16 protein-coding genes and 1 other annotated feature are annotated in these 15521 nt (G+C 37.4%); of the genes, 2 read left to right on the top strand and 14 right to left on the bottom strand.

What is annotated here, in order from left to right; all coding sequences use genetic code 11:
• The first annotated feature begins 22 nt into the window (after positions 1-22).
• Entirely contained in the window at positions 23-2191 is a 2169-nt protein-coding gene (locus tag ACVR1I_RS03290; protein WP_447442617.1) for an LTA synthase family protein, read from the top strand.
• 91 nt (positions 2192-2282) lie between these two features.
• Here ACVR1I_RS03290 and rplT read toward each other — a convergent pair whose 3' ends face one another.
• From rplT to ACVR1I_RS03265, 5 genes are all read right to left on the bottom strand, one after another.
• The gene (gene rplT / locus ACVR1I_RS03285; protein ID WP_000124834.1) at positions 2283-2642 is read right to left on the bottom strand and encodes a 50S ribosomal protein L20; all 360 of its coding nucleotides are present in this window, start codon (positions 2640-2642) and stop codon (positions 2283-2285) included.
• A gap of 46 nt (positions 2643-2688) precedes the next feature.
• On the bottom strand, positions 2689-2889 hold the full coding sequence (gene rpmI, locus ACVR1I_RS03280; protein ID WP_447442616.1) for a 50S ribosomal protein L35: 201 nt from the start codon (positions 2887-2889) through the stop codon (positions 2689-2691).
• A 26-nt stretch (positions 2890-2915) separates the two neighbouring features.
• Positions 2916-3446, bottom strand: a complete 531-nt coding sequence (gene infC, locus ACVR1I_RS03275; RefSeq protein WP_447442615.1) for a translation initiation factor IF-3 — start codon at positions 3444-3446, stop codon at positions 2916-2918.
• A gap of 14 nt (positions 3447-3460) precedes the next feature.
• Positions 3461-3585 (bottom strand) — a sequence feature (ribosomal protein L20 leader region).
• A 26-nt stretch (positions 3586-3611) separates the two neighbouring features.
• Entirely contained in the window at positions 3612-4289 is a 678-nt protein-coding gene (cmk, locus tag ACVR1I_RS03270; RefSeq protein WP_447442614.1) for a (d)CMP kinase, read from the bottom strand.
• Between the two features lie 10 nt (positions 4290-4299).
• Positions 4300-4797, bottom strand: coding sequence for an SAG1386/EF1546 family surface-associated protein (locus ACVR1I_RS03265; protein ID WP_447442613.1), 498 nt, complete (start codon positions 4795-4797; stop codon positions 4300-4302).
• Positions 4798-4845: 48 nt separating this feature from the next.
• Between ACVR1I_RS03265 and ACVR1I_RS03260 the strand changes: the two genes are divergently transcribed.
• A complete protein-coding gene (locus tag ACVR1I_RS03260) occupies positions 4846-5040 on the top strand; it encodes a ferredoxin (RefSeq protein WP_447442612.1) in 195 nt (64 codons plus the stop codon).
• Here the strand turns inward: ACVR1I_RS03260 and ACVR1I_RS03255 are convergent.
• The 9 genes from ACVR1I_RS03255 to rfbD form a co-directional block, all read right to left on the bottom strand.
• On the bottom strand, positions 5029-5517 hold the full coding sequence (locus ACVR1I_RS03255; protein WP_447442611.1) for an EbsA family protein: 489 nt from the start codon (positions 5515-5517) through the stop codon (positions 5029-5031). The two genes, ACVR1I_RS03260 and ACVR1I_RS03255, sit on opposite strands and share 12 nt — an antisense overlap.
• A gap of 167 nt (positions 5518-5684) precedes the next feature.
• Positions 5685-7313, bottom strand: coding sequence for an LTA synthase family protein (locus ACVR1I_RS03250; RefSeq protein ID WP_447442610.1), 1629 nt, complete (start codon positions 7311-7313; stop codon positions 5685-5687).
• On the bottom strand, positions 7310-9094 hold the full coding sequence (locus ACVR1I_RS03245) for a rhamnan synthesis F family protein (RefSeq protein WP_447442609.1): 1785 nt from the start codon (positions 9092-9094) through the stop codon (positions 7310-7312). Before ACVR1I_RS03245 ends, ACVR1I_RS03250 begins: the two co-directional genes overlap by 4 nt.
• A gap of 6 nt (positions 9095-9100) precedes the next feature.
• A complete protein-coding gene (locus ACVR1I_RS03240; protein WP_447442608.1) occupies positions 9101-10438 on the bottom strand; it encodes a glycosyltransferase family 2 protein in 1338 nt (445 codons plus the stop codon).
• Entirely contained in the window at positions 10431-11651 is a 1221-nt protein-coding gene (locus ACVR1I_RS03235) for an ABC transporter ATP-binding protein (RefSeq protein WP_447442607.1), read from the bottom strand. The genes ACVR1I_RS03240 and ACVR1I_RS03235 overlap by 8 nt, the downstream gene beginning before the upstream one ends.
• Positions 11651-12457, bottom strand: coding sequence for an ABC transporter permease (locus ACVR1I_RS03230; protein ID WP_447442606.1), 807 nt, complete (start codon positions 12455-12457; stop codon positions 11651-11653). The genes ACVR1I_RS03235 and ACVR1I_RS03230 overlap by 1 nt, the downstream gene beginning before the upstream one ends.
• Before the next feature lie 2 nt (positions 12458-12459).
• The gene (locus ACVR1I_RS03225) at positions 12460-13389 is read right to left on the bottom strand and encodes a glycosyltransferase family 2 protein (RefSeq protein ID WP_447442605.1); all 930 of its coding nucleotides are present in this window, start codon (positions 13387-13389) and stop codon (positions 12460-12462) included.
• Positions 13386-14534 carry a beta 1-4 rhamnosyltransferase Cps2T gene (cps2T, locus tag ACVR1I_RS03220; RefSeq protein ID WP_447442604.1) on the bottom strand — a complete coding sequence of 383 codons (1149 nt, stop codon included), beginning with the start codon at positions 14532-14534 and terminating at the stop codon, positions 13386-13388. Before cps2T ends, ACVR1I_RS03225 begins: the two co-directional genes overlap by 4 nt.
• Positions 14535-14663: 129 nt before the next feature.
• The gene (gene rfbD, locus ACVR1I_RS03215; RefSeq protein ID WP_447442603.1) at positions 14664-15515 is read right to left on the bottom strand and encodes a dTDP-4-dehydrorhamnose reductase; all 852 of its coding nucleotides are present in this window, start codon (positions 15513-15515) and stop codon (positions 14664-14666) included.
• Positions 15516-15521 lie beyond the last annotated feature (6 nt).

The raw sequence follows: 15521 nt of genomic DNA, 5'->3' as shown, positions 1-15521 counted from the left end.
TGTTAGAGGAAATCATAGATATATGTTTAAAGAAAAATGCAAGAAATTTTTGCAGTCTCGCTTTGGTTTTATTTTATTTCTCGTTAGTCTTTTTTGGATCAAAACCATCTTTGCTTATTTTGTTAGTTTTAATTTAGATTTTAACAAAGACTTACAGGGTGCCTACCAAATGTTTATCGCTGCCATCAACCCCTTGCCAACAGGACTATTGCTTATTGGTGCAGCGCTCTACTTCAAAAGAAGTAAGACATTTTACTACACTGCTATTGCCATCTATGTCGGTCTCTTTATTTGGATGTTCTCCAATTTGATTTACTTCAGGGAATTCACCGATTATATTACGATTTCAGCAATGATTGCGAGTTCCAGTACCTCAAAAGGCTTATTTTCTACTGTTTTAAAAATGGTTAGTCCGTGGGATATCCTATACTTCTTGGATATTTTTCTACTGATTTTCCTCCGAGTTAAAAAATGGATTCCAGCAAAAACACCTGCTGTCAACAAGCGGGCTAGTTTTGCAGTAACGGCCTTGTCCATCATGCTCTTATCTGTAAACCTCTTTTTAGCTGAATTAGAACGACCTGAGCTCCTCTCACGGGGATTTTCCAATAACTATATTGTCCGAGCTCTTGGATTCCCTGCTTTCTTTTTATACAATGCCAACCAGACCTATTCCGCTCACAAGGACCGCTCTGACGCTACTGAAGCTGACTTAAAACCGGTTCAAGAATATGTGTCAGAACAATATGCGGCTCCTAATCCGGAATACTTTGGTATTGCAAAAGGCCGAAATGTGATTTACCTCCATCTGGAAAGTCTCCAACAATTCATTATTGATTACAAACTGATGGTTGACGAGACCGAATACGAAGTAACACCTTTCCTTAACTCTCTGTATCATTCAAAAGAAACATTTGCTTTTTCTAACTTTTTCCACCAAGTCAAAGCTGGAAAAACATCTGATTCTGAAACCCTTATTGAAAACTCTCTATTTGGTTTAAACCAAGGCTCTTTCATGGTTCAGTACGGTGGCAGCAACACCCAACAAGCAGCTCCTCATATCTTGGCTCAAAACGGTGGATATAGCTCTGCTGTCTTTCATGGGAATGCTGGTAGCTTTTGGAATCGGAACAACACCTATAAACAATGGGGTTACAATTATTTCTTTGACCAGTCGTATTTCTCTACTCCAACAAAGGACAATTCTTTCCAATATGGATTAAATGATAAGGTGATGTTTGCGGATGCCATCCCATATTTGGAGCGAATGCAACAGCCTTTCTATACTAAGTTTATTACTGTTTCCAACCACTATCCCTACACTACTAGTTTATCTGGTGATGAAGTTGGGTTTCCTTTGGCCAAAACTGATGACGAAACCATCAATGGTTACTTTGCAACCGCAAATTACCTAGATACATCTATCAAATCTTTCTTTGACTATTTGAAAGCAACTGGCCTCTATGAAAATTCCATTATTGTACTGTATGGTGACCATTACGGGATTTCAAATTCACGTAACCCTGACTTAGCCCCTCTACTTGGTAAGGATTCTGAAACATGGACAGATTACGACAACGCTATGTTACAACGTGTTCCCTATATGATTGTCGTTCCTGGAATGAACAAAGGTCATATTGTAAATACTTATGGTGGAGAAGTCGATGCACTACCGACTCTAGAACACCTTCTAGGTATTGAATCCAAACAGTTTCTACAAGTTGGACAAGATCTACTCTCTCCAGACAACAAAGAAATCGTTTCGACTCGAACAAACGGGAGCTTTATTACTCCAAAATATACCAGCTATGCTGGCAAACTCTACTATACTGAAACCGGTGATGAAATTACCAATCCAGACGAAGAAATTCTAGCCGAAGTTGAGTTGCTTCGAACAGCTGCCTCAACGCAACTCGCAATGAGTGACGCTATTCAAACAGGGGATTTGATTCGATTCTTAAAGAATGATATTCCAACTGTTGATGCTACAAATTTCTCGTATCTGAATTCACTTGAAGCTATGATTGCGATCGAAAATAAACTAGGAGATAAATCAACTAGTCTTTACAGTCAAAATGGCAATAAGACCACTCAAGATTTGTTTCAAGCACCAAGTTATCTTGAATTAAATGGAGAAACTGATGAAGCTGCTACGGTTTCTTCTTCTAGTTCTGAAACTAAAAAAGAGTAAATCTGTCTTGATTTACTCTTTTTTATGTCCTTCTTCCACTTAGCACACAGCAATATAAAAAAAACTAGTTGAGAAACTAGTTTTTTTATAATTATTTACCTAATTTAGCTTTTGCTGCATCTGCAAGTGCAGTGAATGCTGCTGCATCATTTACAGCCAAATCAGCCAACATTTTACGGTTTACTTCGATTTCAGCTAATTTCAAACCATGCATCAATTGTGAGTATGACAAACCGTTCATACGAGCTGCCGCATTGATACGTGTGATCCATAATTTACGGAAATCACGTTTCTTTTGACGACGGTCACGGTATGCATAGTAGTAAGAGTTCATTACTTGTTCTTTAGCAGTACGGAACAAGATATGTTTAGCGCCATAGTAACCTTTAGCGAGTTTTAAAATACGTTTACGACGTTTGCGTGATACAACGCCACCTTTAACACGAGCCATTTATAATTCCTCCGAATAATTCTTTCTTTAATAATGCAAGTTGTGCTTATTTCAAGCCAGTCAACATTGCTTTGATACGTGCGAAGTCACCAGAGTGTACCATTGAAGCTTTGCGAAGGTGACGACGTTGTTTCTTAGTTTTACCATGGAAACGGTGTGATGTAAAGGCGCGGAAGCGTTTCAATCCACCAGAACCTGTACGTTTGAAACGTTTAGCTGATGCGCGGTGAGTTTTTTGTTTTGGCATGTTTTTTCTCCTTTAGCTTTCTAAGCTTATTTTTTGTCTGAAATTGGGGCAAGTTGCATGAACATTTGACGTCCATCCATCTTAGCACGTTGCTCAATAATCGCAACATCTTGAGTTGCTTCAGCAAACTCAGCCAAGACTTTCGCACCAACTTCTTTGTGCGTAATCATCCGTCCTTTAAAACGAATAGATACTTTGACCTTATTTCCTTTTTCAAGGAACTTACGGGCATTGCGAAGTTTCGTTTCAAAGTCACCCTTATCAATAACGGGACTAAGACGCACTTCTTTAACAGTCACAACACTTTGTTTTTTGCGTTGTTCCTTTTGTTTTTTCTGGTACTCAAATTTGAACTTACCGTAGTCCATAATTTTCGCAACCGGTGGTTTAGCTTGCGGCTGAATCAACACCAAGTCAACGTTGGCATTATCAGCGAGTGATTGTGCTTCATTGAGCGGTTTGATCCCTAACTGTTCACCATCGAGACCGATTAGACGAACTTCCCGCACACGAATTTCATCATTGATGAACAAATCTTGCTTTGCTATGGCTTTCACCTCATTTTTTTTATTTAGAGAAAAACAAACGGACTTGATAAATCAAGCCCGCACATAACATTTTCCAAATGGAATTTTGACATGTAGGGCCAGACAACGTTAGTCGCAAGGCGAGAAGTTCTCACTTCTGCTTTTCTCATTGTTACTAGTATACCAGTAGTCCACTTACTTGTCAAGAATTTCTTCTGCTTTTTTTGTAATAAAAGATACAACTTCCTCAATAGAGACACCTGTCGTATCAAATGTAATGGCATCTTCCGCTGCTTTTAATGGTGAAACTTCTCTATTGCTATCCTTGTAGTCACGCGCTGCAATTTCTTCTTTTAAAGTTTCTAAATCGGTGTCAATTCCTTTTTCTTGGTTTTCTTTAAAGCGGCGTAAGGCCCGCTCTTCCACAGATGCAATTAAGAAAATTTTCAACTCTGCATCAGGAAGGACCACGGTACCAATATCGCGTCCATCCATGACGATTCCACCTTGTTGCGCAATGCGTTGTTGTTGTCTCACTAATTCTTCTCGAATCTCTGAAATAGCAGCAACCCAGGATACATTATTGGTTACATCCGGTTGACGAATCGCCAGGGTCACATCTACATCTCCAACAAACACCATTGCCTGTCCTGTTGCTGAGTGCCCAAAACTGATTGGGTGTTCTGATAACTGTTCCAAAATCTCAGAAACGTGGTCTTTGCTCAGATTGTTCTTTAATGCTAAATAAGTTGCACAACGGTACATTGCACCAGTATCTAAGTATGTATAGCCTAATTTTTTAGCAATGATTTTTGCAACAGTAGACTTCCCACTTGATGCCGGTCCATCAATAGCAATTTGAATTGATTTCATGATTATCCTTTTATTTAATTCTTACAGTATCTCCAGGGTGAGCCAACCATGAGCCAGTTGACATCTTATCTGGATTTAAACGCTCCAAATCAGCAATGGAAATGCCTGCACGTGCTGCAATAGAGGATTGTCCTTCGCCAGGCTGAACTACAATTGTTTCCCCAGCAGTCTCAGCTGGCTGCTCAGTCGAACTTGGAACGGTCTCTTCTGGGGCTGGAGTTTCTTGTGTTGAAGCTGGTGCTTCTGTTTCACTTGTTGAAGAGCTCTCACTCGCAACAGCTGCAGATGAACTTGCATTTTTTGAATTATAAAATTCTTCTGTCGAATTAGTGCTACTACCACCACTGGATAAATAAATTGCTAAAACAGTAATTCCAGTAACAATAATACAGAAAACAACTGCTAAAATAGTAAAAATCAAATTGGCTTTATTGCCTTTTTCAGTTCTTGCTTTCCGACTCTTCTCTTCTGATGTGTAAATCTCTTCATTCCATGGTTCTTGTGACATCTCTATCTTCTCCTTGTTTTTTTTTATAATAATCGTTACAATAGCACTATGAATATTAAACTAATCCCTGAAAAATGCATTGCTTGCGGGCTGTGCCAAACTTATTCTTCCGCCTTCGATTATGATGATGACGGAATTGTCATTTTTTCTGAACACACTGGGCAAACAGCGGACTTTCCTGATGATCCAGCAATTCGATTAGCAGCAAAATCCTGCCCAACAAAAGCGATTTTAGCGGACTGATTTTGCAGATTCCGAATAATATTCTTCGAAATAATCTTGTTTAATCAAATGATCCATTAAAATAATCTCACCCTTAAAGGATAAATTACGAACTAAATCATTGATGAAATACTTTTTGGGCCATTTTCGCATGTAAAAGATTTTTCCATGTGGAAAATCTTCAGAAAATAGCTTAATGTATAAAAAAGTGACTTCAATTTTTTGGATAGAATCAATCTTAATTTTTTGCTTACGAAAAGGATTGGCATAAGTAATCAGTAAATCCTCATCATCAATTCTAAAATAGCGATGAAATCCAATTCCAAATAAGACGACAACCAAGATGAACAGTACAAAAACAGACACTGATATTTGGGTACGTTCATACAATAACGACAAGCCAATAAACATCGGGGTCAGTGCTAAAGACCAATAAATAATCGACCAAGACAACTCTGGTTGCCAATGATAACGTATTTTTCCAAATATTTTTATCATCTGGTTCCTCCTTCTATTATTCTAGCATAAAACGAGTAAAAATCCTATGAAAATTTTTCTTCTAAGAAAAGATTTATGAAATGTCTATTCTTAGAAAAACAAATCCCCCTTTTTGTGATTCTCATCCAAAGGGGGATTTAACTTTTTCTGGTAAACTAATAACTTTCTTATGGTATTTCTTGTAATTTAGCTGTGAAGTAGCGTTGTAATTCGTCCTCAATAATTGTCTGAGTGGTTTCAGATAATGGTTGCAACAGACCCTGGTCACTAGATTTCAATGTGCTATTATCATGAAACACAGTATCGAAGGAATTATTATTTTCTTTATCCATAAACAAGGTTTTTCCTAGGAAGTAATTCGGAGCACTAATATCAATGTAGTCTAGAATAGTTGGGGCTAAACTCAGTGAATTTCGACCAGCAACATTAATATCAGTCGGTCTCATTCCTTTATGGTAGATGAAAAATGGCACAGCATCCAAACTAGACTCTTGACGTGGATAATCTTTAAATGTTTCTCTAAAATCTGCATCTTGATAGGTTGCATGATCCGTTGTAAAAACAAAAATTGTATTTTCTGAAATAGGACTATTATTGAATTTCTCTATAAACTCACCCATGTGATAATCTAGATTATAAAATCGATTCAATAAATCATTGCTTCCATCTCCAAACTTTTTATCCGGAGATTTCAATGAAACATGAGTACCATATGTATAGATTGCTGTAAAATAAGGCTTATCTTGTTTCGCACTCTGTTCCAGACTATCGTAAAGCAACTCGATTGCTTCCTTGTCATAAATTGTATGACCAACTTCCTTTTTATCTTTCCCTAAATGACTAATGAGGTGATCAAATCCAAAAGACTCTAAATAAGATGTGAAACGCACATTTCTTGGCTCCGTATTAATAAAAGTTGTTTCATATCCCTCATCTTTTAAAATATCCTGAATAGAAATCAATTTATTTTCATCGTAATTGTTTAATTGGTAGCCAGAATACAATTGACCAATTAGTCCTCTATAAGTAGCAAAAGTATGGTTATAATATGCCGAAAAATTTAAAGAATTATCCTGTAATTTGCGCACATTTGGCATAATATCACGTGTATCATCGATAATATTTTGAGACAAACCTTCTACAAATACTAAAACAATATTAGGCTTTTCAGCTAATTCAACTGGGCGATTTATAAAGGACGAAACATCGCTATGTAAAAAATCTGCTGTTAAGTTTGGTTGATTTTTGATGGCTTCCATTTTTCTCTGGTATTGCACAGATTGTTCTGCCAAGGTATATAAGGCAAAAATAGGTGAAAAGGTATTTCCAAAAATAAATGCCAGAAGCAGCTCTAGCCCTAAAGTCACTGATAACAATTTATTTAATGAAATTTTCTTTAATTTAAATCGAGCGATTGGAAGAAAGGTAAAGACTAATAAAGCTACAATACCTGCAATATAGGTTGCAGCTTTACCACTTAAGGCTTCAATCGATTCCAGATTTGTGACCATGACCAAAGTGGTGTAGGTACCGCCAAACAACATAATTAGGGTTTGAATATTTAATAAAAGCAGAGATACACAGTTGAAAAAATAGGCCATCCACTTATTAAACTTCAAAAGATAGTTCGAGACTAAAATAATAATCAGTAATTCAAGGAAACTAAAGGCAACATATCGAACATCCAAACTCGTTTTATAGGAGAGCAGAATAATTGCAATCGTAAATAGGTATTTAATGATGGTCGTATATCCTTTTTTAGGGGATGTTTTAGTTCGCGTTTTTCTAGTTCTCATTTTTCTCCCTCTATTTTGTGTTTCAAACGGATAATAATATACTTGATAGCTCTTGCAGGGCCTAAAACAATGTATTTCAAGGCACCTTTAATCCCGCCCATTTGGTTAAAATCAACATAGGTTCTACCAACAGTTGCTAAATGTCCTTCTCGTCCATTTAACTCTCTATTGTCAACAAATCCTGGAATGTCTGTTGGATTTTTTGAAATATAAAAATCATAATTCTTATCCCAAGCAATATAAATCAACAGACGCTCAATAACGTGAAGAATAGAATCTTGTGGCAATGGTTCTTCTGGAACATCTTTGTCTTGCAAATTCAACTCAAAGACTTTTTCTAAAGCATCATATTTAAACCAAACAAAGGTACCATAAGACATCACAAATGTTTTAAAGTCAGAGAAATTAATGGATTTGTTCATTTGCATCTTAGACCATAACTCATTCATATGAGGAGCGATTCGCTGTTCTTCTGCCAGCGAAATCATATTATGGTAACGAAACGCAGTTGGTATATCGGATATCACAATTCCTAAATCAGCTTTCTGATCAAAATTTGCAATGATGGCATCTGCTGGACGAACAAGCATGTCAATCAATTCTCTCCGCCATGATTGACCAATAAGATAATCAACTGCTAGCGTTGATTTTTTTGTATGGAAATGGCCAATATAGTCATAATCAGCTAATTGGTCTTTTAATTTCAACATGGGTAAAACATCTCGGCCCACATTTCCAGTGACCACAATTTGCCCAGTCAGTTGATAAGCTAGCAATCGTTCTTCAATCACTGGAACTTTTTCTAATCGATCTGTCGTAATAAACAAATCATAATTAAAATGGAAAGATTGAAATGCCTCGAAAAATTCATCGATCAATTCTTCAAAGAAAACATGCAAATGAACTGCAATCTTCTTAGTGGTTTCTTCAAATTTTGTAAGTGGCAGATATTTTCTATTCAAAAGGTATTCAAAATCAGGTCGATTAATTTTAGACATATGGTCTACAATCAATTGAACAGGATAATCACTTGCATTTTCTACTTCTTGTAAAATAAAGGGTGTAACAATATGTTTGGCATCAACCGGATTGGCATCAATCGCTTTAATTTTTAAGAATGGTACACGTTCCTTCAAAATTTTTGAAGGATAAATTTGTGAGAAGTTTTCGTTTGGAAATTCCTTCTTATTCTGTAAATTAACATTTAAAACGGTATCATATGAAAAACCAGCTTTTCGAAAAATATCTGTCATCTGTGTTTCATACTGATCAATCACCAATTGAACTTCGGTATGATTTTGAATTCCTTGCCAAAAACCTTGGAAAACTTCTGATTCAAGAATGGATTTTTTAAAAGAAATGAAATAACTTTGGATATGTTCTTTTAACGTATTTTTAACTGCTCGGTGATTGGTCATCCCCCAAAAATCGGTATCACTTTTTTGTTCAAAGTGATTGTAATGTTCTTGTAAGTCCCATAGGGGGCCAAAACAAGTATCATTCATCAGTGTAACCGAATCATAATCTTGTAGATGATTAAATCCAATCAATTCCATTCCATCTCGCCAAGCAGCGAAATCAAATCCGATGTTATCTCGCTGCATAAATTCATGGATAAGACCTCGCTCAAACAAATGATCAATATCTGCTTGTGGCAATTGACTATTTGATAAAAAGACTATTTTAGAAAAAATGGGATTTATTTTTTCCAATTGGTAGAGCACATGCGGACTAATGGCATTGAATTTATTAAAATGGACATAAAGTAATAAGCGTCTCATTATTTTCTATTTTCTCCTAAAAAAGTTAATGATCTTCGTTGGAATAATCCAACGTCTTGAACCAATAATAGCATGGTATTCTTGATTTAGTTGTGAGAATGCTGCTTGTAGCTGATGCAACTCTTTTTCTTGGTACTCATTTTGGTTCTTTAATTGTCTTTGTGCTTGCAAAGTTGCTTTTAATTGTTGATCAAGAGTCTGTAATTGACTGGTTACGATGGAACCTAAATAATCATCTTCTTGAATTTCAGTCACATTAGCCAACTCATACATCAATTCGAGTTGGTGAGATTCCTTGTTCCCTAATGAATAGACCATTTGAGGATCTTCTGTTGGAAAAAAACAACCATCACCTTTGCGAAAACCATTTGTATGAATCGGCTCTAGTTCCGTTTGATTAGCAACCTGGACAAGGCACAAGGATTTGAAAAAAATCGGAAGTTCTGTCATGTCCACTCGGATAAAACGCACACTAGCATCGAATGATAATGAGAGTGTTTCTTTGTAATTGAAAGCATATTTCAGTGTTTTTTCTTCTGAAAAATTTTGGTCTTCTGAATAATAAATGGTCAGTTTCTCATTCTGATATTTCATCTTCGGATCAGATAAATAAATCGCCCTCTTGAAATTAAAATCTAGGGCCTCCCTAGCAAAATCAGGATTCTGAAGTGTATATTTTGATAGCAAGTGGCTATATGCTTCATAAAATTTCGATGTATTTTTATGGTCGCTAATCGACTGATCCAAAACACGGTAGTAAATACAGGTCTCCATGCAGGATACGGCTTTTGCTTTCTTATTCACTATCAAGTTCATGAAGAAATCATAATCGACTAATTTCTTTAGTTGGTAATCATACCGTACATCTCCGATGATGCTCCTACGGATTAAAGAGCAATTGTCCATAAAATTACCCTTATACATAGTTGCTAAATCAAATTCTGGCATAGAGATTAAGATTTCCTTACTTTCACAATCCACTAGTTTTGTGTAAATTAAATCTGCCTGTTCCTGCTCTGCTTTGTTAACTAAAGCTGAAACAAAATTATCAGGTAAATAATTATCACTATCTACAAATAAAAGGAAGTCACCCTCCACTAAATCAAAGCCCTTATTACGTGTGCGAACAACACCTTGATTTTCATGGAAGTGGTAACTTGTTTTTGCAAAAGGGGATTCCTTTAACAAGGATTGGATGATGGTTTCTGATTGGTCTGTTGAACCATCATTTAAAATAATCAATTCAATTTGTTGGTAGGTTTGTGCAAAAACACTACGCAGGCATTGTTCAATATATTGTTCATGGTTGTAACAGGTCACCACAATAGAAACTAATTTATCCATTTATCTTTTCCCATTTTCCATTTCGATGGAGAAGACCTGATGAAGACATTTTCTCCGATTTGGCATCATTTGCGCTATTGGTCCGCGTAATCAAAATAGCAGGACTATTTTCTGTGTTAGCAAAAGCAATCATTTGATCCTTGCTATCACGTACTGAGACTTGTAATTTTAGTTTTAGGAAATTGATTCCAGAAATTTGGCAACGATATTGGAATTCTTTCCTTCCTGTCCCACTTGTCATCAAGTCATAGGAATTATCGTTGTATATCCAGATATTTTTATCAATATCTGTCAATGAAAAAGCGATATAAGTACTGATGTCTTCTTTGACATCGTAGGAAACTGTAAAGACTACTTCATCACTTGTCTCAATTTGCTCGGAACACTCAAGCTTAACTCGTAAATCATCCACTAATATGATTTCTGGTTTCTCTTCTGTTTCCGACTTAGTTTGAGTTGGTTGTTGGACAACTGTATTGTCCAAGCTATATTGGTTTGCAACGTCATATGGGTCACCAATGGCTTTTACAAGTCCTTCTTCGATCAATACTGCCTTGTTGCAATATTTCTTAACCGCTCCCATATCATGAGTAACCAAAATAGTGGTTTTGCCACTTTTCTTGCGTTCCATGAAATAGTCATTACACTTGCGTTGGAAGGCTTCATCACCGACTGCTAAGACTTCATCCAAAATGAGGACATCGCCTTGGGCTTTGATGGCAACAGAAAAGGCCAAACGCACTTGCATACCACTGGAGTAATTTTTGAGTTTCTGGTTCATAAACTCGGTCAACTCTGCAAATTCAACAATATCATCGTACATATCGTCAATTTCTTCTGTTGTGAATCCCAGCATAGCCCCGTTCATGTAGACATTTTCACGTCCAGTCAATTCAGGGTTAAAACCAACACCCAATTCAATAAAGGACACCAATTTGCCGTTTACAGAGACATTCCCTTTTTCAGGAACATAAATTTGAGAGATGATTTTTAAGAGCGTGGACTTACCAGAGCCATTTCGACCTAGAATACCAAAGAAATCTCCTTCATTTACTTCAAAGGAAATATCTTTTAGTACATGCTGTTCCTTATAACCTTTAATCCCTTTGAATCGATTAACCATGGCCGTCCGCAAGCTATGCGTGGCTTCTGTCGGCAATCGAAAGTACTTACTAACGTTTTCTACTTTTACTGCAATTTTCTTTTCTGTCATTATAAAATCTCCGCAAATCTCTTCGAGCTACGATTAAATACAAACAAACCAATCGCTAAGACCACAAATGGAAGGAGGTACGGAATCACTATATACCACCAATGGTAAGAAATTTGCCAAATTGGAACATTTCCTCGATCAATTAAAATATAGCGGGCATCTTGAATAATTTGTGTCACAGGATTTAGCATGATTAGCTTTGCTGCAAACATACTTCTATCTGTGATCAAGGTAATCGGATAGATAATAGGGGTTGCATACATACCGGCCTGCATGATCACTTCCCAAATTTGACCCAAATCACGGAATTTCACAAATAAGGTCGATAAAATTAGGGCGATTCCAAATGCAAAAATAAATAACTCAATAAATAACAAGGGAACGAAAATGACGTGTGTCCATGAAACTTGAACACCATTGATCATTGCAAAAATCAAGACGACAAAAAGATTAATGGTTAAATTGATCATCGCACCACAAATAGCCGACAAGACAATAATGTGTTTTGAGAAACTCAATTTTCTCAAAAGATCTCCTCGAGTTACAATAGATACCATCCCCATATTGGTCGCTTCTGAGAAAAATGCCCAAATGACATTCCCCAACAATAAGGCCACAGCCCAATGCGGAACTCCATTACCAAGAGGTAAAAAGCGTACAAATACAACATACATGATGGCAAACATCATGAGGGGTTTTAAAATAGACCAGAGGTATCCGATGACGGATCCTTGGTAGCGTAGTTTAAAATCTGTTTTAATCATTTCCTTTAACAGAATGCGATTTTTCTTGGAAAATAAATCCATGATTACTCCTTATAGGCAAATTTCGTTAAGATTAAAGTCGTAAAGACAAGTGTGTGGAAAGCCTTGTTTTTACGAAGGCCATATTGTTTCAGAGTCGCTAGTCTTTCGAAAAATCCCTTTTCCATAATGGTTACGTAGGACTCTATTAAAGCTCTTTGGGATTCTGATAAGGACATCTCCAGTAGAAAGGCCGCCTGTTTTTGACTGTCTTGAATCAGTTTCCAATATTGTTCAAACAAGAGATGGGGCCGCAACCATTTTTTGATACGCTTAGACCAGGTTCTAGCTCCTAGCACATTGTTATCATGCTGGCGATAGAGTTCTCCAGGTTGATCGATATAGACTAAGTAACCAAAAGCAGTCGCCAACAAGGCCAAATACCAATCGTGCATCAAAATATCTTCTGTTTGTGTCCACAACTGAGCTAGGCTATGATTGATCATGGCCACACCACCTGTAACAGTATTTTCTGTTAATTCTTGAACGAGCTGGGTATTGGCATGTCCTGATTGTGTCCGAATCATACTCTCAGATAAGACTTCTAACTCTTGATTCACAACCATCAAGTCCATATAGACCATAAGCGGCGTCTCTGCAGGATACTTCTTCGCTTCTGCTAAAGACACTTCCAATTTATTTGGTAGCCAGACATCATCTTGGTCCGCAAAAAAATAGACATCTGATTCTTGGTACTGAAGTAAGCTGTGAAAACTCTTAATCACACCAAGATTTTCTTGTTTCTCTTGGTTTATCCACTGAATCCGGCTGTCTGTTGTAACAAACTGGCGGATCATATCCATTGTCCCATCTGTTGAACCATCATCACGAATCAATAAGGTCCAATCCTCAACGGTCTGAGACTGAATACTCTTAATTTGTTCTGCTAAAAACTGCTCACCATTATAGGTGGACATGAGAATTGCAATGTTCATCTTAAAAACAAGTCCTCATACTGATGGACTATTCCCTCCCATGTGTAGTTTTCTTGCATGTGTTGCTTGGCTTTTTGTCCTCGCACACAATCTTCTTCTTTTTGGTCAATTTCATTGATAAGGCCACGCAAACTCCCCTTTTCCTTAGACCAATAGCGTGCTGTATCCAGTGCCACTTTTTTATTAAAATCAACACCTAGCACTAAATTTTCATTGGTCTGAGAAAGGGCCTCTAAGAGGCCAGGATTGGTTCCACCGACTTCATGTCCATGGATATAAGCACGCGCTTCTTGACGAATGTACTTGACCAAATCTTTATCATAGACCGTCCCAACAAATTTGACCCGTTCGTCGGTCTCAAATTGTGTGGTTTCTTTTAAGGTCTCAAAATAAGCATTTCCTTCATGATTGCAAATAATCACCAAATCACGCTGTGTTTGGCTCAACATAAACTCACGAATCATGGTCTCATAATTGTTTTCTGGCACGAACCGTCCAAGAATTAAGTAGTATTCTTTTTCTTGAATGCCCCATTTTCTAAATAAATCCCGAACAATAGTTTCTTTTCCAACATAAGTCGTCGGAAGACAGTCTGTTCCATAAGCAATGCAGACTGTCTTGGCCCAAGGGTAGGCGGACATTATATATTCCTCAATCCCTTGATTGTCTGAAACCAATAGGTCGGCATATTTTGACATCCATTTCTCAGAATATTTGAGATAGGCCTGAACTGGCTTAGGCCATTTGCTTCTTTTCCATTCTAGTCCATCAGGATTCACAAAGAGCTTGCCTCCTGCCTGGTGAATGCTTCGAGCAAATGGGGCAATAAAAGCACCAATGGTATTTCCTAGAACATAAAATAAGGGATCTTTTATACCTTGTTTTTTGGAGATTTGCAAACCATAATGGATGGCCATCATGTCATAGGCAATCACTCGGGCTGGTCCCAACTGAGGTGGTTTAATCGTAAAACAATCCGCCCCTTTGTATTGTGAATGTGTTTGGTGTTCCGTCTCAGATAGGCAGGCCACATGGTATTGAATCTGGTCTGAAGCCTGATGTGAAATCAACTCTTCCACAAAGGTTTCAAATCCGCCATATGTCGCTGGCAATCCACGGCTACCGATAATAAAAATGTGTTTCATAATTTTTTTACTCATAAAAGTGGAATCAGGCTATTATACCATATTTTTTCTTTATCTTCATCGTTAAACATTCATACCTTCATCATCTCCAATTTAAAAAACCTGAAAGTCTTTTCAGGTTTTTATAGATTATTTTTTCCCTTGTTGGTAAAAGTCTTCTAAGGCTTCTTGCCAAGTTGGAATGGCAAATCCAGTCGCTTTGGCTTTGGCCAAGCTCATAGTTGAGTTAAGTGGGCGTTTGGCCTTGGCTGGGAATTGATCAGAGGATACTGGATTAACAGTGACATCTGTATCTTTCAAAATTTCTTTGGCAAAATCATACCAGCTGATCCCTTTTTCAGAATCATTTGAGAGATGGTAATAGCCAAAGTCTTGCTTGGTTTCAACCAAATGCACCATAAATTCTGCCAAAGTCCGTGTCCAAGTCGGACGACCAAATTGATCGTTGACCACACCCAAGGTGTCACGGGTTTCAGCTAGGTTTTGCATGGTAAAGACAAAGTTTTTACCATAATTTCCAAATACCCAAGCTGTACGCACGGTATAAAATTTGTCCGCATATTTTTCAACAGCTTCTTCACCCAAACGCTTGGTACGGCCGTACTCTGTTTGAGGGTTAGCTGGCTCATCCACTTCCAATTCCAGACCAACTGGTTTTTGCCCTTCAAAGACATAGTCCGTTGAAATGTAAACCAAGGTAGCATCGTATTTAGCCGCAGCCTTGGCCACATTTTCAGTACCTGTGACATTGATCTTGTAGTTCAGCTCTTTTCCCTCGTCTTCAGCGGCATCAACTGCTGTATAGGCTGCACAGTGATAAACGATGCTTGGTTTCACATCTGCAAAGAATGCATCAACTTTTTCGGCATCTGTAATGTCCATTTCCGCAACGTCTGCAGCGACATAGTCTACACCACGCTCATCCAATAAATAACGTAGTTCTGTTCCCAATTGGCCATTTGCACCAGTAATTAAAATCATGAAGTT

It is taken from the genome of Streptococcus cameli (genome assembly GCF_053207365.1).
The sequence above is the reverse complement of the archived record's forward strand: the minus strand, read 5'-3'. Positions and strand labels throughout refer to the sequence as shown.

Coding starts and splice junctions, on each gene's coding strand:
- ACVR1I_RS03230 (WP_447442606.1), bottom strand. CDS start 12,457: ATGGATTTATTTTCCAAGAAAAATCGCATTCTGTTAAAGGAAATGATT.
- rfbD (WP_447442603.1), bottom strand. CDS start 15,515: ATGATTTTAATTACTGGTGCAAATGGCCAATTGGGAACAGAACTACGT.
- ACVR1I_RS03290 (WP_447442617.1), top strand. CDS start 23: ATGTTTAAAGAAAAATGCAAGAAATTTTTGCAGTCTCGCTTTGGTTTT.
- ACVR1I_RS03240 (WP_447442608.1), bottom strand. CDS start 10,438: ATGGATAAATTAGTTTCTATTGTGGTGACCTGTTACAACCATGAACAA.
- cmk (WP_447442614.1), bottom strand. CDS start 4,289: ATGAAATCAATTCAAATTGCTATTGATGGACCGGCATCAAGTGGGAAG.
- ACVR1I_RS03255 (WP_447442611.1), bottom strand. CDS start 5,517: ATGATAAAAATATTTGGAAAAATACGTTATCATTGGCAACCAGAGTTG.
- ACVR1I_RS03260 (WP_447442612.1), top strand. CDS start 4,846: ATGAATATTAAACTAATCCCTGAAAAATGCATTGCTTGCGGGCTGTGC.
- ACVR1I_RS03225 (WP_447442605.1), bottom strand. CDS start 13,389: ATGAACATTGCAATTCTCATGTCCACCTATAATGGTGAGCAGTTTTTA.
- ACVR1I_RS03245 (WP_447442609.1), bottom strand. CDS start 9,094: ATGAGACGCTTATTACTTTATGTCCATTTTAATAAATTCAATGCCATT.
- rplT (WP_000124834.1), bottom strand. CDS start 2,642: ATGGCTCGTGTTAAAGGTGGCGTTGTATCACGCAAACGTCGTAAACGT.
- ACVR1I_RS03235 (WP_447442607.1), bottom strand. CDS start 11,651: ATGACAGAAAAGAAAATTGCAGTAAAAGTAGAAAACGTTAGTAAGTAC.
- rpmI (WP_447442616.1), bottom strand. CDS start 2,889: ATGCCAAAACAAAAAACTCACCGCGCATCAGCTAAACGTTTCAAACGT.
- ACVR1I_RS03265 (WP_447442613.1), bottom strand. CDS start 4,797: ATGTCACAAGAACCATGGAATGAAGAGATTTACACATCAGAAGAGAAG.
- cps2T (WP_447442604.1), bottom strand. CDS start 14,534: ATGAAACACATTTTTATTATCGGTAGCCGTGGATTGCCAGCGACATAT.
- ACVR1I_RS03250 (WP_447442610.1), bottom strand. CDS start 7,313: ATGAGAACTAGAAAAACGCGAACTAAAACATCCCCTAAAAAAGGATAT.